This is a genomic window from Adlercreutzia aquisgranensis, from assembly GCF_943193145.1.
Taxonomy (GTDB): domain Bacteria; phylum Actinomycetota; class Coriobacteriia; order Coriobacteriales; family Eggerthellaceae; genus Xiamenia; species Xiamenia aquisgranensis.
Genome location: NZ_CALPDA010000008.1, coordinates 26,252 through 46,844, shown reverse-complemented (window position 1 = coordinate 46,844; position 20,593 = coordinate 26,252). Strand labels below are relative to the sequence as shown.

Genomic DNA, 20,593 nt, shown 5'->3' with positions numbered 1-20,593 from the left:
GGGCGCCATGCCCGGGCGAGAGAGAGGATCTGCATGGCTCGACTATTCGGAACCGACGGCGTTCGCGGCCTTGCGAACGACGAGCTGACCTGCGACTTGGCCTTCAAGCTGGGCCAGGCCGCCGTGGCCTTCCAGGGCGGCACTATCCTGATCGGCAAGGACACGCGCAAGTCAGGCGACATGCTGGAGGCCTCCGTGGCCGCCGGCGTCATGTCCATGGGGGGCACGGCCCTTCTGGCAGGCGTCATCCCCACGCCGGCCATCGCGCTTCTGGTGCGCGAGCTGTCCTGCGACGGCGGCGTGATGATCTCGGCCTCCCACAACCCGCCGGAGTACAACGGCATCAAACTCTTCGACGGCAAGGGCTTCAAGCTGCCCGATGCCGTGGAGGACGAGATAGAGGCCTTCGTGACCGCCGGCGGAGCCCGTGCAGACCAGCTGCCGGCGGGGGATGCCGTAGGCGTGGCCATCCCTGTTTCCGAGGCCGTGGAGATGTACGTTGCCCATGCGGTGAAGACCGTGACCGACCAGGGCATCGACCTGTCTGGCATGAAGGTGGCCCTGGACGTGGGCCATGGCGCCTCCTGCGTGTCGAGCGCCGAAGCCCTGCGCCGCCTGGGCGCCGAGGTGTCGGTGATCAACGAGGACTACGACGGCACCGACATCAACGTGGGCTGCGGCTCCACGCACCTGGAGCCCCTGCGCGCCTTCGTGGCCGAGGTGGGCGCCGACGTGGGCATCGCCCATGACGGCGATGCGGACCGTGTGATGCTGGTGGATGCCGCCGGCAACGAGATCGACGGCGACGTGGTGGAGGCCGTGTGCGCCATCGACCTGAAGGAGCGCGGGCTTCTGGCGGGCAACACCGCCGTGTCCACGGTCATGTGCAACCTGGGCCTTGCCCATGCGCTGCGCGACGCCGGCATCGAGCTTATCCAGACGAAGGTGGGCGACCGCTACGTGCTGGAGGCCATGCGCGAGGGCGGCTTCGTCGTCGGCGGCGAGCAGTCGGGGCATATGATTTTCCTGGAGCACAACTCCACGGGCGACGGCCTGGTCACCGCCTTGCAGTTTCTGGCGGCGTGCAAGCGCGCCGGCAAGAGCGCGGGCGAGGCGGCTGCGGTCATGACCCGCTTTCCCCAGACCCTTATCAACGTGCGCGTGAAGGACAAGCATGCCGTGGAGGGCAACGAAGCCGTGGCCGCAGCCGTGGCCGCAGCCGAGGAGGCCCTGGGAGACTCCGGGCGCGTGCTGCTGCGTCCCAGCGGCACCGAGCCTGTTGTGCGCGTGATGGTGGAGGCCGCTTCGGCCGAGGATGCCGAAAAGCATGCGAAGGCCATCGCCGAAGTGGTGGAGGCCAACGTGTAGCAGCCCGCTGGCGTACGCCGCATGCTCTGAAAAGGCCGTGGCCCCTTCCGATTGCTCGGGAGGGGCCGCGTTGCGTTGGGGGGGGGGGAGGCTGCTCCGGGAGATGGGCGCCCCCGGCGTCGACAGGCACTTACTTGCCGGTGAACAGGTACTTCAGTCGTGCGAAGAAGCCGCGCTTGGGCTCGCAGGAGGCGGCGATGGGCTCGCTTGAGAGCACGATGGCCCGTACGGGCTCCTCGGTCTCGCGGGCGATCTGGGCGGCCTGCTCGGCGGTGCGGTCCATGGTGTCGTCCATCTTGCCCTCGGCCTCGGCAAGGGCGCTGCGCGTGTCAGCGTAGGCGCGCTCGAGCACCTCGCGGATCTCGGCCTGCGCCCGCCGCGTTTCGGCGGCTGCGTCGAAGTCGGCTGCCCGGCGTCGCGCGGGCTCGCGGCCGGCGGCTTCCTGCTCGGCGGCCTCCAAGCGCGCCTCCTGGGCTTGGCGGATGAGGTACTCCTGGCTTTCGAACAGCGAGGTCACGCCGTTTTCGTCCTGGTGGGCGAACGACCCTAGGGCGGTGTAGCTGCGATCGGGCAGAAGCTCGCGCAGCTTCGCCGTGTCGGACAGGCAGATGTCCAAATACCCCAGGATGCGCTCCCGCAGCTCGGCGTCGCGCACGGGCCAGGCGATCTCGATGCGCTTGTCCATGTTGCGGGTCATGAGGTCGGCGCTGGACAGGAAGAGCTTCATGGAGTCGCGCGGCCCGAAGCCGTAGATGCGGCTGTGCTCCAAAAGCCTGCCCACGATGGAGACCACGCGGATGTTGTGGGTGTAGCCGGCCAACCCCGGCACGATGCACGAGATGCCGCGGACGAACAGCGTGGTGGGCACCCCTGCCTGGCTTGCCTGCACCAGCTTCTCGATGACGTCGATGTCGGTGATGGAGTTCGTCTTGAAGAACAGCCCGCAGGGCTCGCCTGCGCCAGCCAAGGCGATCTGCTGGTCGATGCGCCGCAAGATCATGGGCTTTATCTGCAACGGGGCCACGCTTAGGACGTCGTAGTTGTCGGAGGTGTTCTCCAGCTGCATGTTGCGGAAGAACTCCACGGCGTCGCGCCCGAAGGCGGCGTCGGCGGTGATGAAGGACAGGTCGGTGTAGAGCCCGGCCGTCTTCTCGTTGTAGTTGCCGGTGCCCAGCTGCGTGATGTGCTGCAGGCCGCTTTCCGTGGTGCGGGTGATGCAGCAGATCTTGCTGTGCACCTTGAAGTCGCGAAAGCCGTAGATGACGTTGCAGCCGGCCTGCTCGAAGCGCTGGGACCATTCGATGTTGTTTGTCTCGTCGAAGCGTGCGCGCAGTTCGAAGAGGGCCGTGACCTCCTTGCCGTTCTCCGCCGCTGCGATGAGGGCCTCGGCCAGGTGCGACTGGCGCGCCAGCCGGTACAGCGTGATCTTGATGGAGATGACCGCCGGGTCTGTCGCCGCCTCGCGCAGCAGCTGAACGAAGGCGTCGAAGGTCTCGTAGGGGTAGGACAGCAGCACGTCGCGTTCGCAAACCTGGTCCATGACCGGTCGCGAGCGGTCCAGGCAGCTGGGCCATTGCGGTGCGAAGGGGGTATCGGTGAGGGCGGCGCGGCGCTTCTCGGGAAGGCGGGAGGCCAGCTGCCAAGTGTAGCTCAGATCCAGCGGCACCGAGGTCACGTAGGCCTGGTGTGCCTTCAGGCCCAGGCGCTTGAGCAGCATTTTTCCCGCCGTGGACGACAGGGGCCGCTCGCTTTCCAGCCGCACCGGCGCCAGCCGCGCCCGCTTCTTCAGGATGCGCTTCATGTGCTCGCGGTAGTCGTCGTCGTCCTCGTCGGGGGCCTCCGTGGCGTCCAGGTCGGCGTTGCGGGTGACGCAGACCACGTTGGTCTCCTTCACCTCGTACATGGAGAACACCTCGCCGGCGATGGTTTCCAGGGCGTGCTCCAGCAGCACGAACTGCAGCCCGTCGCCGGGAAGCGCGATCAGCCGCTCGCACTGGCGCGGCAGCGGCAGCAGCCCGATGGACACGTCCTCTGCGCCCAGGTTCGCCCGGTCCGCCTTGCCCTTGGCCTGCTTGCCGCCCTTCTTCGCGTCCTTCACCGCCTGGGCTCGGGCCTTGCGCGACTCCTCCGCCTCCACGCCCAGGCCCACCACTACGTACAGGGCGCTGTTCTCCAGATGGGGGAAGGGGTGGCGGCTGTTGATGATTTGGGGCGACAGGAACGGCATGACGTTGCGCTGCAGGTGCAGGTGCAGGTACTCGCGCTGGTCCGGGGCCAGGTCGTCGGGCATGAGGTGGCGGATGCCCTGCTCGGCCAGCTGGCGTCGCACGGTCTGGAAGGTTCGCTCCTGAACGGGGTAGAGCTCGCGGCAGCGGGCGTAGATGGCGTCCAGCTGCTGGGCCGGCGTCATGCCCGACTTGGAGTCGACGATGGACTTCTTCACCAGGGACAGGTCGGTGAGGCTGCCCACGCGCACCATGAAGAACTCGCGCAGGTTGCTCCAGAAGATGGAGATGAAGTTCAGCCGCTCGAGCAGCGGCACGGTCTCGTCGGCGCCCTGGTCGAGCACCCGCTCGTTGAACGACAGCCAGGATAGCTCGCGGTTCTGCAGGTAGGCCGGCGCCGCCACGCTGCTGGCGCCTTGGGCCACCTCGTCCGCCCCGTCGAAGCGCTGCTTGGCGCGGCGCTCGTCGCCCGAGCGCTTGGCCTCGTGGGTTTCCACCGGCTCCTTCGGGTGCTTGTCGTGTTTGGCAGGCTTGGAGCCCTTTTCGTGTTTGACAGGCTTGTCCTGGGGTTTCGCGCTCTTCGCTGCACTCATGGTCATACACCGCCTTGCTCTCGTGCGTGCTGCATCGCGGCCAGCGCCCCCCGTCCCCGGTATCCCTTCGGCGCCAGCTGCGGACTCTCCTCAGCGTTGGCTACCAGTATAGTCCAAGGTCTGCAGCTGGCCCGTCCGAGAGGGCGTTGTGGACTGATTGTTTGGAAACGTTTGTCAACCTTAAGGCCGACGGCGCCGCCGCGAAGGGGGCGCGGGCGCTAGAATAGGGCTGCCGCTTCGCGGGCCGTTGCCGGCGGGCGCTTCACAGCGAGAAGGAGGCTCTCATGCTTGAGACCGTCGACCTGTCCGCGAAGGACATGGACAAGGGCGAGTACAAGACCGTGCGCCGCGAGCTCACGGACCGGTTGGTGGTGTTGCAGCAGCAGGCGCGCAGCCGGGGAATCGGCCTGGTGGTGCTGTTCGAGGGGTGGAACGGCGCGGGCAAGGGCAGCCGCATCTCCGACCTGATGTACAACCTTGACGCCCGGGCCACCAGCGTTCACGTCACCGAAGACGCGGATGCGGAGTCGCTGTCGCGCTTCGCGGGGCTGCGCTACGGCGTGGACGGCATGCACTCAGTCATGGAGCAGTTCTGGCGGGCGCTGGGGGAGCGGGGCACCATCACCTTCTACGACCGGGGCTGGTACACGGCGGCCGTGCAGCAGATGCTCTTCGAGGAGTCGCGCGAGGCGAGCGCGGCCTTCGGCGAGGAGGCCCCGAAGGACGAGGCCGAGCCGGTGCGTCGGGCCGTGGAGGCGTCGCGGGGAGAGCGGCGCATCGACACGCTTCGCCGCTCGCTGGCCGCAGCCGCTGACTTCGAGCGCCAGCTGACCGACGACGGCTACGTGGTGGTGAAGTTCTTCGTCCATATATCCCAGGAAGCTCAAAGGCGGCGCTTGCGCAAGCTCCACGACGACCCGGCCACCCGCTGGCGCGCGCCGAAGAGCCGTCTGCGCCAGGTGGACGAGTACGCCGAAACCTACCGACTGTTCGACAACCTGCTTGAGGGCAGCGACTTCAGCTACGCCCCGTGGCACCTGGTGGCCGGCGAGGACAAGCGCCGGGCCAACGTCCAGGTCGCCCAGACGCTGGTGGATGCGCTGGAACGGGCGCTAGCCGCCGGCCAGGACGAGGCGACGGCCGAGGCGGCGGCCAGGGCCGAAGCGAACTCGGCGGCGGCGGGCGAGGCGGCGCCCGAGGATGCTCCCCGGCAGCAGGGGACGCGGGAGGCGGCCGAGGCCCAGGCCCGCGCCCAGGCGGTCCGGGCGCCCAGCGCCTCCCGCTTCAAGATCGTCGAGGGGCATCCCACGGTGGACGGCATCGTGCACACCTCGTCGGCCGACCCCATGGACGAAGCCGAGTACCGCGAGCAGCTGAAGCGCCAGCAGAAGCGCTTGGGCAAGCTGGAGATGGAGATGTACCGGGCCCGCATCCCGCTCATCCTCATGTACGAGGGGTGGGACGCGGCCGGCAAGGGCGGCAACATCAAGCGGGTGGCCCAGGCCCTGGACGCGCGGGCCTACACCATCTTCCCAAGCCCCGCTCCCACCAAGCCCGAGCTCATGCACCCGTTTCTGTGGCGCTACTGGACGCGGCTGCCCAAGGCGGGGCACGTGGGCATCTACGACCGCAGCTGGTACGGCCGCGTGCTGGTGGAGCGGGTGGAGGGCTTCGCGTCGCCCGCCGAATGGGCGCGCGCCTACGACGAGATCAACGAGTTCGAGCAGGAGCTGGTGCGCTGGGGCGCCATCCTGCTGAAGTTCTGGGTTGACGTGAGCCCCGACGAGCAGCTGGCCCGCTTCAAGGCCCGCGCCGCCGACCCGGCCAAGCAATGGAAGATAACCGACGAGGACTGGCGCAACCGCGACAAGTACCCTCAGTACAAGGCGGCCGTGGACGACATGTTCCGGCTCACCTCCACGCCGTTCGCGCCTTGGATCGTGCTTGAGAGCGACGACAAGCGCCATGCCCGCGTCAAAGCTCTGAAAATCATCAACGATGCCCTGGAAGCACGCTTGCGCGATTGATGATGTTGGGGTAATCTTAATGCGCTATGCTCTGCGGAGCGGAAGCCGTCTGAAAGAAGTTCGGCGCGCCCTTGCCGGCGCTGGATAGAAAAGAGCGAACCATGGAACTGTTCGGAGTCACCATCCCTGATTACGCCATCTGGATCGTGGCGGCCATCATCGTCATCATCCTCATCGCCTTCATCGGCAAGGGCTTCATCGACGAGATGAAGAAGTAGCGAACGCTGCTTTGCCGGGGCAAGCCGCCCCGATTCTGAAAAGTGATTGAAAAGCCGAAGCGCCTCGTGTGTAGGGGGCGCTTCGCCGTATTATGGTAACGAAACGGAAACGGACGAGCGCTACCATGCCGACCGGTGGTCGGCGCGCGTTGGGAGCGCGGCGAAGAGAAAGGCGCTTTGACCTCCTATGGGCTGGAAGAGCAAAAAAAACGCCGAACCCGAGGACTTCTTCTCTCGGCCGGGCATGCACGCCCAGGCCACCGGCGAGGTCCAGTACCCTGTCATGCCCTCCAAGAAGAAGGGCCGCGTGTGGCGCATCGTGTTCTGGGTTGCGCTCGTGGTGTTCGTGGGGGCGGTTGTCGCCCTGGGCGCCATCGCCTTCAGCTACTGGCAGGGGCAGCAGACCTACAAGGACGTCGAGCGCGTGGGGCTTGCGGTGGCCGACCTGGACGTCGCCTTGAGCGGCACCACGGCCGACGAGGCGCTGACCTCGGATGCGCTGGACGTCGACTGGGACGCGCTGCGCGCCATCAACCCTGACATCGTGGCCTGGATCTACGTTCCCGGCACCGTGGTCAACTACCCTATCGTGCAGGGCGATGACGACGAGTACTACCTGCACCACGACTTCAAGGGTCAGGGCGGCTGGCTCGCCCAGTTCGGCACCGTGTTCCTATCCGCCGACAACGACCCGGGCTTCAGGGACCGCAACAACATCATCTACGGCCACCACATGAACGACGGCTCCATGTTCGCCGCCTTCTCCACGTTCGGCGACGCGGCCCAGTTCAATTCCCATCGCGACGTGTACCTGCTCACGCCTCAGGCGAACTACCTGCTGCGCACCTTCGCCATCGACCACGTGCCCGCCGACGACCCGCTGGCCCAGGTGGTTTTCGAAACCGATGCGGCCTTTGCCAGCTACGTGCAGGACAAGATGGACCGCTCCGCCGTGGCGGTACCCTCCGACGTGCCGGCGGCTTCCGACATCCCCAAGACCTTCGCGTTCGCCACCTGCGACAACCTTGCCAGCGACGGACGCTGGGTGCTGTTCGCCTACGTGTACCAGGAGGTGCGTTTCGACGGGACGGCGCCCGATGCCGGCGAAGGCTCCGGCGACGACGGCCAGGATGCGGCACCCGAAAGCGGCGACGAGGCCGACGGCGAGACGGCTGTCGAGAACGGCGGCACCATAACCGAGGGCATTGGCGATGAAGACGCGCAGGCGGCGATCGGCGAGGCGGCTGGAGAGGCGGCGGAGTAGCACCATGGCAGACGAGGCGACGCAGAAACCCGACCGGATGGAAGAGGAGTGCGCCGTCTTCGGGGTGTACGCCCCGGGCGAGGACGTGGCCCGCATGACCTGCTACGGCTTGCAGGCGCTGCAGCATCGGGGGCAGGAGAGCGCGGGCATCGCGGTGGCCGACGGCTCCACGGTGCTGGTATCGAAGGACCTGGGCCTGGTCACCCAAGCCTTCGACGAGGCGAAGCTCTCGGCCCTCAAGGGGTTCGTGGCCGTGGGGCACGCCCGCTACTCCACGAGCGGCGCCGCTTCCTCATGGGAGGCCGCCCAGCCCCACATCTCCGCCATCGACGAGGTGCTCATAGCCTTGGCCCACAACGGCACCCTGGTGAACACGGAAGGCATCCGCGAGCAGCTGGCCGCCGAGGGGGTGCGTTTCCGCGCCGGCACCGATTCCGAAGTGGCCGCCCAGGTCATCGGCGCCATCACCCGCAAGACCCATCACCTGCGCGACGGCATCCGCTTCGCCATGGAGCAGCTTTCGGGCGCCTACGCCATGGTGCTTGCCAGCCCTGATGCGCTCTACGCCTTCCGCGACCCCAACGGCATCCGCCCGCTGTGCATCGGCGAGCTGCCCGAGGGCCGAGGCTGGGTGGTCTCCAGCGAGACCTGCGGGCTTGACATCGTAGGCGCCGCCTACCTGCGCGACGTGGCTCCCGGCGAGATCGTGCGCTTCTCCGCCGAGGGCATGACTAGCGAGCAGGGGGTGCCGGCCGGTCGGCGCGCGTCGTGCATCTTCGAGTACGTGTACTTCGCTCGCCCCGACTCGGTGATAGACGGCCAGAGCGTCTATCAGTCGCGCCGCGCCATGGGTCGCATCCTGGCGAGGGAGGCGCCGGCTGCGGCCGACCTGGTGCTGGGCGTGCCCGACTCCGGCGTGCCTGCGGCCCTGGGCTTCTCCGAGGAAAGCGGTATCCCCTTCACCGACGGCATCGTGAAGAACCGCTACGTGGGCCGCACCTTCATCCAGCCGACCCAGTCCATGCGCCAGCTGGGCATCCGGCTGAAGCTCAACCCGCTGCCGTCGGTGATTTCGGGCAAGCGCCTTGTGGTCATCGATGACTCCATCGTGCGCGGCAACACCTCCAAGAAGCTGGTGGCCATGCTGCGCGAGGCGGGCGCGGCCGAGGTGCACCTGCGCATCGTGAGCCCCGAGGTACTGTGGCCCTGCTTCTACGGCATCGACACCGACACCCGCGACCAGCTCATCGCCGCCAACATGGACCTGGAGCAGATGACCCGCTGGATAGGGGCCGACTCCTTGGCCTTCATCAGCATCGAGGGACTGCGAGAGAGCGTTTCGGGCGTGCGCCATCCCGGTTTCTGCGAGGCGTGCTTCACCGGCGACTACCCGGTGCCCGTGCCAGGCTTCTAGGGCTTCGGCGTCGGGTTTCGGCTCCGGTTTTCGGCAGCAGGGCTTTTTCCTTGGCCGTCGAGGGCGGTGGGGCTTTTGGGGAACCCGTGCGCGGGCGTGTCGGCGCGTGGCCTTGGCTTATAATGATGCCGACGAGTTCCCGCACGCAAACCAGAGGAGAGCCCATGGCCGAGCGCAATGTTGCCGAAGAGACCGCCGCCGCCAGCGTCACCTACGCCGACGCCGGCGTCGATATCCAGGAGGGCGCCCGCGCGGTGCAGGCGATCAAGGAAACGGTGCATTCCACCTACCGGCCCGAGGTCATCGGCGACATCGGCGGTTTCGGCGGCCTGTTCTCCATCGCTGCGGCGAAAAGCATGGCCGACCCCATCCTGGTGAGCGGAACCGACGGCGTGGGCACGAAGCTCAAGGTGGCCCAGCTGGTGGGGAAGAACGACACCGTGGGCATCGATCTTGTGGCCATGTGCGCCAACGATATTCTGGCTACCGGCGCCGAGCCGCTGTTCTTCCTGGACTACGTGGCCGTGGGCAAGTTGGATGCCCAGGCTGTGTCCCAGGTGGTAGCTGGCATCGGCGAAGGATGCCGCCAGGCCGGGTGCGCCCTTATCGGTGGCGAGATGGCCGAGCACCCCGGCGTCATGGACCCGGCCGACTACGACCTGTCCGGCTTCTGCGTGGGCGTGGTCGACCGGCCAGCCATGCTGGACCCGGAGCAGGTGCAGGTGGGCGATGCGCTCATCGGCCTGGCGTCCAGCGGCATCCACTCCAACGGCTACTCGCTCGCCCGCAAGGTGTGCGTGGAGGGCAAGACGGTCGAGGAGCTCACTGCTCCCTGCGACGCGCTCGAGGGCCAATCGGTGGCTGAGGCGCTGCTGGCCCCCACTCGCATCTACGTGAAGCCGGTGCTCGAGGTGCTGCGCCGCTGCCCTGGCGCCGTGCATGCCCTTGCCCATATCACCGGCGGCGGCATCACCGAAAACCTTAACCGCGCTCTGAACGAGCGGGTGGACGCCCAGGTGCAGCTGGGCACGTGGCCGGCGCCCGCCATCGTGCGCTACGTGTGCGATGCGGCGAACCTCTCCGAAGAGGAAGCCCTCAAGACCTTCAACATGGGTCTTGGCATGGTGCTAGCGGTGGATCCCATGGCTGTCGACGAGGTGTGCGCGGCGCTGGCGGAGGCGGGGGAGACCGTGTACCCCGTGGGCCAGGTGGTGGCCGGCGAGGGCAACGTGACCTACGTCAACGAGGGCGCCCTGCTGTAGACTCCGCTTCGCGCGCAAGGCCCGCCCATCGGTTGCGGCCGCGTTTACCTGCCGTTGCCGTTCCCTGGCTATACTGGTCGTATCTATCGGATGCATCCAAGGAGGTACCCATGAGCTCTTCGCGTTTGACGCGCACTGTCGCCCTGGCGGCTGCATGTGCGATGGCCGTCTGCCTGACTGCCTGCTCCTCCGGCAGCACCGGTTCTGGCGGGGAGGAGGGAGCTGCGGCCATGAGGGCCTCCGACGAGCAGGTGTCCACGGCCATGGTGGTCATGCAGGACGGTGCGTCGGTGCTGTTCGTTGACCAGCAGACCCAGACGCCCTACTATCCCACGCTTCCCGAAGGCGCCGTGCTGAACGTGGACGGCCAACCCATGGCGGATGGCGACCTTGCGGTGGGCAACATCGTGGAGGTCACCGGCAACGGCATCATGCTGGAGAGCTATCCGGGCCAGTACCCGGGCATCTACAAGGTGCAGGTGATCGAAGTGGGCAGCCCCGCCGATGCCGACCGATACGCCGACCTGGTGGAATCGGTGGGCGCGGGCGCTGCTTTGGACCCCAACGAGGTGCCCTCCGGCTCGCTGGATTACAGAACCGACCTTGCCGTCGTGACGTCTATGCTCGAGGCATATCGCAGCGATTTCGCCGCGGATACCCCCGAAGGCGCCTCCGATGCCGTCTTGGCCGGGACCCCCTTCACCGATGACGGCACGCTGCGCGACGGCGTTGCGGACGCGCGGGTGGAAGGGCCTACGGAAGCCACCGTGTCCTTCCTGGCGACGCCGGTGTCCGTGCAGGTCAGCCGCGTGGAGATGGGCAAGACCGACGGCGGCCAGCCCACCGTGGACCGTACGCGCCTGCAGGCGACCACCCAGCCTGTGGAGACGACCGCAGGCGACGGGATGCCCGGCGCCGTGGCCTTTACCATGGAGCCCGGCTACTTATACTTCATCAACGCCACCTTCGATGGAGGCAGCGCCGACTACGGCTTCGCCTGCCTGACCCCCGGCACGAACTAGGCGTTCGGGGCCAGGATCGGCCTCGGTTGAATCCGCGAACAAGCGCTCTCGCTACCGTGGCGGGGGCGCTTTTGCTTGCGGGTGAAATCTGGTCGATGGATAGGTTCGGCCGTTTGCGACTTCGGGAAGCTGAGCCGCGCGGCATCGCTTGCTAAGGCTGTCCGTTTCGCCGGTCTCTGTCCGATAATGCGCCTTCCTTCGCTATACTGGGCTGAGTTGTTTTTCGGGCGAGCCGGCCCTGCGGTCGGGCGAGAGAGGTGCGGGATGGAAAAGCTCAAGGTTGGTGTGTTGCTGTCGGGCAGCGGTACGAACTTGCAGGCGATCGTGGATGCCTGCGGCGACGGGCTGCCGGTTGACGTCGTGCTGGTTGCGTCGTCGCGCCCCGACGCCTTCGGCATCAAACGGGCTGAAGCCGCCGGCATTCCCGTGCTGGTCATGAACCGCGAGCTCTACGCCGACCCGGCTGCCGCCGACGCCATGATCGTGGGTGCCCTGCGCGAGGCGGGGGCCGAGTACGTGGTCATGGCCGGCTACATGCGCAAGGTCACCCCGGTGATGCTTGACGCGTTTCCCGACTGCGTGGTGAACCTGCATCCGGCGCTGCTGCCGGCCTTCAAGGGGGCCCATGCCATCCAGGAGGCCTACGATGCCGGCGTGAAGGTGACGGGCGTCACAGTGCATCTGGCCAATGAGGACTACGACCGCGGCCCCATCATCGCCCAGCGCGCCGTGGAGGTGCTCGATGCCGACAGTCTGGACGACCTGGAGGCGCGTATCCACGCCGTGGAGCACGTCCTGTACCCTCAGGTGCTGCGCGCCCTGGCCGAGGGCCGCGTGTCCGTAGACCCGCAAACCCGCAAGGTGTCCGTAAAGGGCGGCCTGGTGTAAACGGCGAGCGACGGAGGGCCTCCGTCATCCCCCCTGCCGCCATCTGAGGCCCACTCTGTCATCCTGCGCCACTCTCCTCTGCGTGATGGAGTTGTGCTATTCTCGGATGCGAATCATTTCGTTTGAAAGGAAGCGCCATGACTCCCGAAAAGCTGCGCTCTATCGCCGAGGCCCTGCGCGCGGGCGATGCCGTCTCTCTGTCCGTCGATGACTTCCCCTGCTTCTCGGCCGAGGCTACCGAGGGCAACCCCCATGTGTCGCCTAGCACGCTGTCAGCCATCTCCGCAGCCCTTGGCGCCGACGACGCCGTGGTGTTCGAGCGGGCCGCTCGTGCCATGGACGAGGGCGACCTTGCCTGGATCGGCTTCAAGGTGGTCTTTGACGCCGACGCCGCCATGGCCAACACCGACAACGAGGTGACGAAGAAGTACGGAGATGCGGGCTCGGCTGACGGGGAGGCGCTCGTGTTCTTCTGCAACGATGCCAAGGAGGTGGTTGCGGGCCGGCCCTACTCGCCCCGCGACCTGTTCCAGATGAAGGATGTCACGCGCGGGCCTTCCATGCACAACGAGCAGTTCGACGGCCTCACCTGGACGAGCGTGCCGCTGTTCGACCAGGTGCGCGTGTGGCTGCTGGGCGCTTCCGACTCGTCGGCCGAGGTGGCGGCCCTGGCCCATCACGTGGGCTTCAAGGTGACGGCTGTGGATTACGATCCCGCTTACCTGAACGAGGCGCGCTTCCCCGAGGCGGAGCGCATCCTGCTTGGCGGCGGCAACTTCGACGAGCTGTTCGACCTGCATGCCGCATCCGGGGATTACGTTTGCGTGCTCACGCGCGGCCACATGTTCGACCCCGAAGGCTGCTTGTGGGCGGCGCGCGAGGGTGTGCGCTACGCGGGCATGATGGGCTGTGCCGGCAAGAACAATACGGTGCACGACCTGGTAATCTCCCGCGGCATGACCGAAGAGCAGTGGGATGCGGTGAAGCGTCCCATCGGCTTGAAGTTCGGGGCGAAGACTCCGGCTGAGCTGGCCATCGCCATCGTGGCGGAGCTGGTGGACGTGCGCTATCGCGACCGCTACTCCCAGGAGGCCCGCGACCGCCACGAGGCCAGCCTGGGGCGGTAGGGGCGGCGGCGCGGGGGCTTGCGGCCCTGCGCGAGAGCCGTGATTATTTGTCATTCGGCCGTTTTCTGCCAGGCTCCTGACCTGGTAAAACTATAGAAATACCAGGTCAGGGGCCTGAAATCTTATGGCAGAGAATCGGCGAAATGCAAATTCTCTCCCGCCTCCTCCGCGCCTCCTAGTGGTGGAACAGGCGCATGCCGGTGAAGGGCATGACGATGCCGTACTTGTTCGCGGTCTCGATGACGTTGTCGTCGCGGATCGACCCGCCAGGCTGCACGATGTAGGCCACGCCGGACTTGCGGGCGCGCTCCACGTTGTCGCCGAAGGGGAAGAAGGCGTCCGATCCCACGGTCACGCCTTCCTGGGTGGCGATCCAGGCCGCGCGCTCCTCGCGGGTGAGCGGTTCGGGCTGGCTCGTGAACACCCGCTGCCATTCGCCGTCGCGCAGCACGTCGTCGCATTCGTCGGAGATGTACACGTCGATGGCGTTGTCGCGGTCGGGCCGGCGCACGTCCTTTTTGAAGGGCAGCCCCAGTACCTTCGGATTCTGGCGCAAATACCAGTTGTCGGCCTTGCTGCCCGCCAGGCGCGTGCAGTGGATGCGGCTCTGCTGGCCGGCTCCCACGCCGACGGCCTGGCCGTCCTTCACGTAGCAAACCGAGTTCGACTGCGTGTACTTCAGCGTGATGAGCGCCACCAGCATGTCGATGACGGCCCGCTCGGGCAGCTCTTTGTTCTCGGTGACGATGTTGCCCAGAAGCTCGCGGTCGATGCGGAAGTTGTTGTGGCCCTGCTCGAAGGTTACGCCGAAGACGTCCTTGAGCTCGGTTTCGGCGGGCACGTAGGCGGGGTCGATCTGCACCACGTTGTACTTGCCGCCCTTCTTGGTCTTCAGAATCTCCAGGGCCTCGTCGGTGTAGCCGGGCGCGATGATGCCGTCGGACACCTCGCCCTTCAGGTAGCGGGCGGTGTCGGCGTCGCACACGTCGGAAAGGGCCGCCCAGTCGCCGTAGGAGCACAGGCGGTCGGCGCCGCGGGCGCGGATGTAGGCGCAGGCGATGGGGGAGAGCTCGCCCTCCTGATCGACGAAGTAGATGGCCCGGTCGGTTTCGGTGAGCGGGTGCCCCACGGCGGCGCCGGCGGGGGAGACGTGCTTGAAGGACGCGGCGGCCGGCAGACCCGTGGCCTCCTTCAGCTCGCGCACCAGCTGCCAGGAGTTCAGCGCGTCCAGGAAGTTGATGTAGCCGGGCTTGCCGTTCAGCACGGTGATGGGCAGCTCGCGTCCGTCCTTCATGTAGATGCGCGACGGCTTCTGGTTCGGGTTGCACCCGTACTTGAGCTCCAGTTCGTTCATGGATTCCTCCTCTAGTCTCCCAGGTTCTTGTTGAACAGCGTGACGGTGCCGCCTACGTTGGCGTAGAGGCTCACCTTGTTGTCGGCGTTCAGGGCGGCCCATACCTCGTCGGGCGAGGCCAGGCGCACCGGCACGGGCTCGCCGGCGAAGGTGGGCAGCGGGTTGCCGTCGCCCTGGTAGGTGCTGATGAAGTAGCCGCAGCCCTCGTCGGCGCCTTCGTAGCAGAAGAACTCGCGGATGCAGCGGTCACTCTCGCCGTGCTTCAAGATGGACATCTCGAAGGTGCCGTCGGCGTTCACGATGGCCGAGATGCGCGGGGTGAAGTTGGGCGCGTCGGGCTCGTATTCGCGCTGCATGCAGCCCTCGCGGAAACCGCCAGCCTCCACGATGGTGTCGGTCTGATCGCCGTTGGTCACCACCAGCGCATCTCCCAGGGTGCGCACCGGATGGTAGATGATCAGCGACGGGTCCTCCAGAAGCGCCGGGTCGTGGGCTTCGGTGCGGATGCCGTCTTCGGTGGCGGCGAAGATGCGGTTTCGGCTGTTCACGCTGCGTCCCATGATGAAGTAGTACACGCAGTCGCGGCCCACCACGATACCGCGTCCGGGGTAAGGGTTGCCCTTCAAAAGCTCGACGAGGTCCTGCATCACGCGTCCTTTCTGCGAGGGCGGCCGCCCACGAAAAAGGGCAAACCGCTTCCATTGAAACAGTTTGCCCAGACGGTCGGCGAATATGTAGCAGCTGCTCCCCCGTGGTGCCCCACGTATCTCCGTCAGTCGCAGCATATGGGTAGTGTAGCATGCGCGCAGGCGCAATCGGCCGGGCGCAGCATCCTGCACGAGAGAAACAGCGCAGGCGCCATCGGCCTGTGCTGCTGCGGGCGGCCCTCGGTTTGACTGGTCCGACCTCCCTAGGCTTTCTCGGCTATGAGGCCGCTTCGGTAGGCTGACAGCAGCTCTTCCAGGTCGGCTATCTGAGCTTTCAGCTTGGCTCCGGTGTCGGTGTCGGCCACCAGGGTGCGCCGGTCAACCTCGTCGACCACGCGGCGCACGGAATGGATGTCCAGCTCCTGCTCCACGGCGGCCTGGGCCGACTCCAGCGGCTCGTGGGCCGCCAGCACCATGCCGTAGGAGTTGGATATGAGCGTGTACCCGGCGATTCCGGTGGTGGGCTGGTAGGCCTTCGAGAAGCCGCCGTCGATGGTGAGCACCTGCCCGCCCAGGCGCACCGGGTCCTCGCCGTCCTTCACCTTCACCGGTACGTGGCCGCAGATGATGCGCGCCGTTTCGGGGTCTAGGCCGAAGTCGCGGAAGATGTTGCCCATGGCCTGCGCATCGTCCTGCAGCGCGTAGAAGGGGTTCTTGTGCTCCTTGCGCGCCGCCTTGTCCGCCACCAGGTACAGCTCGAAGGTGGCCATCTTGCTCTTCGCGAACAGGGGAGACCCCGGCGAGAGCCACATCCACCACAGAAGGTCGCGCCCGCGCCGGCGCCGCTCGTCGTCCTGCCCGAAGAACGCTTCGCGCACCCACTGCTCCAGCGCGTCGTAAAGGGCCCGTCCCGCGTAGCGCTTCCCGAACACGTCGGTTTCCATGAGCGTGCCGTCGGCGTTCAGGGGCACGCAGGCGTGGAAGAGCAGGTTGTTGTTGCATACCTTGTACAGGCTGCCCGCCTCCAGGAAGAAGCGCATGTGCCGCGTGAGCTTCTCGCTTAAGGTGAACGCCTGGGCCAGCCGGTCCATGACCTCCTGCTCCTCGGCCGTGAGGCGGTAGGGGTCGGCCGGGTCCACCGTGGGGAACAGCTTGTCGGTGAGCTCATGGGTCACGCCGTCGATCACCACGGTGCCGCGCTCGTAGTCGATCTTGTCCAGAAGCTTGCGGTTGTCAAGGCCGAACTCGGGGTAGCGGTCGATGAGCGCGCCTTCCACCTTGAACTGGATGATGGCCATGGCCTTCTGGATCTTCACGTTCATATCAAGTTCGGAGGGTGACAGGTCGGGGTTGCCCTTCAGCCCGAAGGCGACGCAGGGGTCGTCGCGGTAGGTTTCCATGGCGAAGGCGGCCAGGGGCAGGATGTTGATGCCGTAGGCGTCTTCCAGGATGGATAGGTTGCCGTAGCGGGCGCAGTTGCGCACCACGTGGGCGATGCAGCCGGGCTGCCCCAGCGAGGCGCCCATCCACACCACGTCGTGGTTTCCCCACTGGATGTCGATGGCGTGGTAGCCGGCCAGGGCGTCCATGATGGTGTCGGGCGCCGGGCCGCGGTCGTAGATGTCGCCCACGATGTGCAGCTGGTCGATGGACAGGCGCTGGATGAGCTCGGCCATGGCCACCACGAACTCCCGGGCGCGCCCCGTCTCGACCACGGCCCGAAGGATGGCCTGGTAGTAGGCCTCCTTGTCGGGCCCTGCGGTGCTCTCGCTCATGAGCTCCTCGATGATGTAGGCGAAATCGGCCGGCATGGCCCGGCGCACCTTCGAGCGCGTGTACTTCTGCGCCGCCCGGCGGCATACCTCCACCAGCTGCGGCAGCGTGGCGTAGAACCATTCGTTCTCGTCGGCGCAGCGCCCAAGCTCGACGGCCAGCTTCTCCTGCGGGTAGTAGATGAGGGTGCACAGCGCGCGCTTCTGCGCGTCGGTCAGCTCGTCTCCGAACACCTCGTCCACCTTCATGCGGATGGACCCGGAGGCGTTGCGCAGGATATGGGAGAACGCCTCGGCCTCGCCGTGGATGTCGGAGCAGAAGAACTCCGTTCCCTTGGGCAGGTTCAGGATGGCCTTCAGGTTGATGATCTCGGCCGAAGCCTTGGCCGCGGTGGGAAACGATTTTGAGAGCAGCTCCAGATAGCGCAGGTTGCTGGTGGCCATGGTACGTCCTCTCCGAACCGGGGGCGGGCAATGCGCGAAGATGCCCGAAGTGTACCCCATGGGCCGCCGCTGGCGAAGGGCGGGCGAGCGGGGATTCGGCGAAGCCCACAAACCTTGACCCGTACGCGCCGCTTTTGCTTTATTCCTGACATCGCGGCAACGAATAAGCGGCTTTTTCGCTGGTTGGCTATAGTTTGGCTATGAAGAAATCAGAAGCGCTGAGAGCTTTGGGGCTGCAAAACGGCGCCACCGACGACGAGGTGAAAAAGGCCCACCGCAAGCTGGTGATCGAGCATCACCCGGACAAGTACCCCCTCGATTCGCCGGAGCATGCCCGTGCCGAGGAGCTGACCAAAGAGATCAACGAGGCGCGCGACGTGCTGCTCAACCGCAGCTGGACCCCGGAGTTCGACCCCAGGCGCGACCCCAGGCCCTATGCGGGCAACCCCTACGCCCGCCCGGGCGGCAGCGCGGGCTCGCCTGCGGGCGGCGACCCCTTCGCCGGCTGGCCGTTCGCACCGGGGCGGACCACCTACGTGTGGACGTCGTGGGACGGGGTGCATGCCTCGTCGACCCCTCCGGCTTCCGGCCAGGCGGTCGGCGGCCGCGGCCCGGGAGGCCCGTCCGACCCCTTCGGCGGCTATCCCTTCGCAGGCGCCGACCCCTTCGACCCCTTCGCGGCGTTTCGCGTGGTGCGCCCCGCTAAGACGCCCGAGCAGCTGCGGGCCGAGGCGGCGCGCACGCTGAAGCTGGAGTGCGCCGTGATAGCGGCGAAGTTGGCCGCCGTGGCGCTGCTTGCGGCCTTGGGGTCGCTGGCCTCGGGGCTGTTCCTGTACGTGATGGCCTCGGTGCTGTGGGGTTTGTGGAAGCGCTTCGGCGGGTGCCTGCTCTACGCGGCGGTGCCCCTGGCCCTGCTCGGCGCGCCCCTCATCTTCCTCATCGCCCCGCGCGACGGCATGCTCACCGGCGCGTTGCTTCTGGCCTTCTGCTTCGCGGCGCTGTTCGATTACAGCAACGTGAGCCGCACCTACGGCCAGTGGCGGCAGGCAGGCGGCAGCTTCGCGGGCGGCGGGAAAGGGTGATGCTATACTTTGACGCCTGCGCATCGGCGCGTTGTAGCGACCCCGCCGCCTGCGCGCTGCGGGCGTCCTGCGCGTAGGGATGCGTTGCGGCCCTGAAAGGAGGGACGGTTCATGAAGAAGGCGCTGCTGCTGGTCCTGGCCATCGTGGCCATGTGCTTTTTGCTGGCCAACGTGGACTACTTGAACAGCTTCGTCAACACGCTGCAGACCGGAGCCCTCATTCCGCTCATCGTCTCCATCGTGCTCATGCTGGCGCGCCATCTGGTGCAGGCCGCCTCCTACGACGCCGCCTTCGAGGCCGTGGGCCATGCCACCGGGTTCTGGCACAACGTGGTGCTCATCTTCTCGCTGGTGTTCATCAACACCTTCTGCCTGTTCTCCGGCGCCACCGGCGTCGCCTTCATCATCGACGACGCCCATCGCCGCGGCTGCGATGCGGGGCAGTCCACCTCCGGGGCAATCCTGTCCCAGATCGGCTACTTCGCCGCGGTGTTCGTCATCTCGGTCATCGGGTTTCTCACCATGCTCATCTCCGGCGACATGAACACGCTGTTCCTCATAGGCGGCCTGGCCTTGGCCGGCGTGCTGGTGGGCCTGTCCAGCCTGTTCGTGGTGGGGCATCGCCGCCCCAGTGTGCTCTACCGGCTGTTCGCCTTCGTCGAGCGGGCGGTCAACAAGGTGCTTTCCGTGGTGAAGCGCTCGCTGTCGGCCGGCTGGGGGGAGAAGACCGCCAGCTCCTTCAAGGAATCCGCGAACATTCTGGCCAGCAATCCCAAGGGCACCGCCGTGTGCATCGCCTACGCCGCCTTCTCGGCCATCCTGAACATGGCCTGCCTGGTGGCCATCGGCTACGCCTTCGGCTTCGAGAACGTCTCGGCCCTCATCGCCGCCTTCGCGGTGGCGGCCATCTCGGTCATCTTAAGCCCCACCCCCCAGGGCGTGGGCGTGGTGGAGGCGGCCATCACGGCCATCCTCACCGCTGCCGGCTGCTCGGTGGCCACCGCCGCCGCCATCGCGCTTGTCTACCGCGGCATCATGTTCTGGATCCCCTTCTGCATCGGCGCCCTGCTGCTGTCCCAGTCGGGCTTCTTCGCCGAGAAGAAGGACGCCTCGCAGGAGAAGAAGGACAAGGACACCGCGTGGCTTTTGGGCACGCTGGTGATGATCGTGGCTTTGGTGAACCTGGGAATCTCCATCATCCCGCAGACGTTCACCCCCTTCACGGTGCTGACCGACTGGGTGAATATGAGCGGGCTGGTGGCCGGGCCCGCCTCCGTGCTGGGAAGCCTGTTTCTGCTGGTGGTGGCTGTGGGACTCATCCTGCGCTACCGTACCGCCTGGGCTGTGTGCGAGACGGTGCTCATCCTGGTGGCCGGCGGCGAGCTTCTGTTCGTGAACACCTGGGAGGTGGGCCTTGCGGTGACGCTTCTGGCCGTGTGGCTGTTCGTGAAGCGCCGCGCCTTCGATCGGCCCATCATCCCCGGCGAGTCGGCGCCGCGTCTGGCCGAGGAATACCAGGAGCAAACGGGCAGGGTGCAGGCCTGGTGGAACCGCGTGAGGGCCCGCGGTGCGAAGGAAAAGGGCGCCGGCGGCTTGCAGAGCGGCGGTGCCAAGGACGTGGCCGCCGTGGCCGCGTCGGTGGGGCAGCGGGTGCGGGAGCTTTCCGCCCAGCGCGACCGGGATCGCAGCCAGGTGAAGGCGCTCGCGGTGGTGCTGGCCTCCCCGGGCGGAATTGCCTCCCAGGGCGGCGCCGAGCCTGCGGCCCGGGATGGCGAAAAGCCCGCGGAGCCGGAGGGCAGCCCCGGCGATCCCGCTTGACGAGTCGTGCGGATCCAGCCTGCCGAGCCCCTCGCTTGGCGGCGCTGTGCGCGAGTTTCCGATAAGGA

Annotated in this window: 14 protein-coding genes and 1 riboswitch; of the genes, 10 read left to right on the top strand and 4 right to left on the bottom strand. The window is 66.9% G+C overall.

The window, feature by feature from the left end; translation table 11 throughout:
- Positions 1 to 33 precede the first annotated feature (33 nt).
- On the top strand, positions 34 to 1,368 hold the full coding sequence (gene glmM, locus NFR41_RS06040) for a phosphoglucosamine mutase (RefSeq protein ID WP_251231114.1): 1,335 nt from the start codon (positions 34 to 36) through the stop codon (positions 1,366 to 1,368).
- A 130-nt stretch (positions 1,369 to 1,498) separates the two neighbouring features.
- On the opposite strand, the gene ppk1 is transcribed toward glmM, so the two are convergent.
- A complete protein-coding gene (gene ppk1, locus NFR41_RS06035; RefSeq protein ID WP_251231113.1) occupies positions 1,499 to 4,192 on the bottom strand; it encodes a polyphosphate kinase 1 in 2,694 nt (897 codons plus the stop codon).
- 278 nt (positions 4,193 to 4,470) lie between these two features.
- On the opposite strand from ppk1, the gene NFR41_RS06030 reads away from it, so the two are divergent.
- The 7 genes from NFR41_RS06030 (at position 4,471) to NFR41_RS06000 (ending at position 13,408) form a co-directional block, all read left to right on the top strand.
- The gene (locus NFR41_RS06030; RefSeq protein WP_251231112.1) at positions 4,471 to 6,213 is read left to right on the top strand and encodes a polyphosphate--AMP phosphotransferase; all 1,743 of its coding nucleotides are present in this window, start codon (positions 4,471 to 4,473) and stop codon (positions 6,211 to 6,213) included.
- Between the two features lie 405 nt (positions 6,214 to 6,618).
- A complete protein-coding gene (gene srtB / locus NFR41_RS06025) occupies positions 6,619 to 7,695 on the top strand; it encodes a class B sortase (protein WP_251231111.1) in 1,077 nt (358 codons plus the stop codon).
- Between the two features lie 4 nt (positions 7,696 to 7,699).
- Positions 7,700 to 9,109, top strand: coding sequence for an amidophosphoribosyltransferase (gene purF, locus NFR41_RS06020; RefSeq protein WP_251231110.1), 1,410 nt, complete (start codon positions 7,700 to 7,702; stop codon positions 9,107 to 9,109).
- Between the two features lie 164 nt (positions 9,110 to 9,273).
- Positions 9,274 to 10,371 carry a phosphoribosylformylglycinamidine cyclo-ligase gene (gene purM / locus NFR41_RS06015; protein WP_251231109.1) on the top strand — a complete coding sequence of 366 codons (1,098 nt, stop codon included), beginning with the start codon at positions 9,274 to 9,276 and terminating at the stop codon, positions 10,369 to 10,371.
- A 110-nt stretch (positions 10,372 to 10,481) separates the two neighbouring features.
- A complete protein-coding gene (locus tag NFR41_RS06010) occupies positions 10,482 to 11,393 on the top strand; it encodes a YobA family protein (protein WP_251231108.1) in 912 nt (303 codons plus the stop codon).
- Between the two features lie 264 nt (positions 11,394 to 11,657).
- On the top strand, positions 11,658 to 12,281 hold the full coding sequence (gene purN / locus NFR41_RS06005) for a phosphoribosylglycinamide formyltransferase (RefSeq protein WP_251231107.1): 624 nt from the start codon (positions 11,658 to 11,660) through the stop codon (positions 12,279 to 12,281).
- A 137-nt stretch (positions 12,282 to 12,418) separates the two neighbouring features.
- Positions 12,419 to 13,408, top strand: coding sequence for an XdhC family protein (locus NFR41_RS06000; RefSeq protein WP_251231106.1), 990 nt, complete (start codon positions 12,419 to 12,421; stop codon positions 13,406 to 13,408).
- Positions 13,409 to 13,583: 175 nt separating this feature from the next.
- Here the strand turns inward: NFR41_RS06000 and NFR41_RS05995 are convergent, their stop codons facing one another.
- The 3 genes from NFR41_RS05995 to NFR41_RS05985 form a co-directional block, all read right to left on the bottom strand.
- On the bottom strand, positions 13,584 to 14,762 hold the full coding sequence (locus NFR41_RS05995; RefSeq protein WP_251231105.1) for a phosphoribosylaminoimidazolecarboxamide formyltransferase: 1,179 nt from the start codon (positions 14,760 to 14,762) through the stop codon (positions 13,584 to 13,586).
- A gap of 11 nt (positions 14,763 to 14,773) precedes the next feature.
- Positions 14,774 to 15,409: an IMP cyclohydrolase gene (locus tag NFR41_RS05990; RefSeq protein WP_251231104.1), complete on the bottom strand. Its 636-nt coding sequence runs from the start codon at positions 15,407 to 15,409 to the stop codon at positions 14,774 to 14,776.
- Between the two features lie 59 nt (positions 15,410 to 15,468).
- A riboswitch (ZMP/ZTP riboswitch) is annotated at positions 15,469 to 15,552 on the bottom strand.
- Between the two features lie 120 nt (positions 15,553 to 15,672).
- Positions 15,673 to 17,625 (bottom strand): fructose-1,6-bisphosphatase, encoded by a 1,953-nt coding sequence (locus tag NFR41_RS05985; RefSeq protein WP_160213911.1) that lies wholly within the window; start codon positions 17,623 to 17,625, stop codon positions 15,673 to 15,675.
- 200 nt (positions 17,626 to 17,825) lie between these two features.
- Between NFR41_RS05985 and NFR41_RS05980 the strand changes: the two genes are divergently transcribed.
- Both NFR41_RS05980 and NFR41_RS05975 read left to right on the top strand, forming a co-directional pair.
- The gene (locus NFR41_RS05980) at positions 17,826 to 18,707 is read left to right on the top strand and encodes a J domain-containing protein (RefSeq protein ID WP_251231103.1); all 882 of its coding nucleotides are present in this window, start codon (positions 17,826 to 17,828) and stop codon (positions 18,705 to 18,707) included.
- Between the two features lie 111 nt (positions 18,708 to 18,818).
- On the top strand, positions 18,819 to 20,525 hold the full coding sequence (locus NFR41_RS05975) for a lysylphosphatidylglycerol synthase domain-containing protein (protein ID WP_160213907.1): 1,707 nt from the start codon (positions 18,819 to 18,821) through the stop codon (positions 20,523 to 20,525).
- Positions 20,526 to 20,593 lie beyond the last annotated feature (68 nt).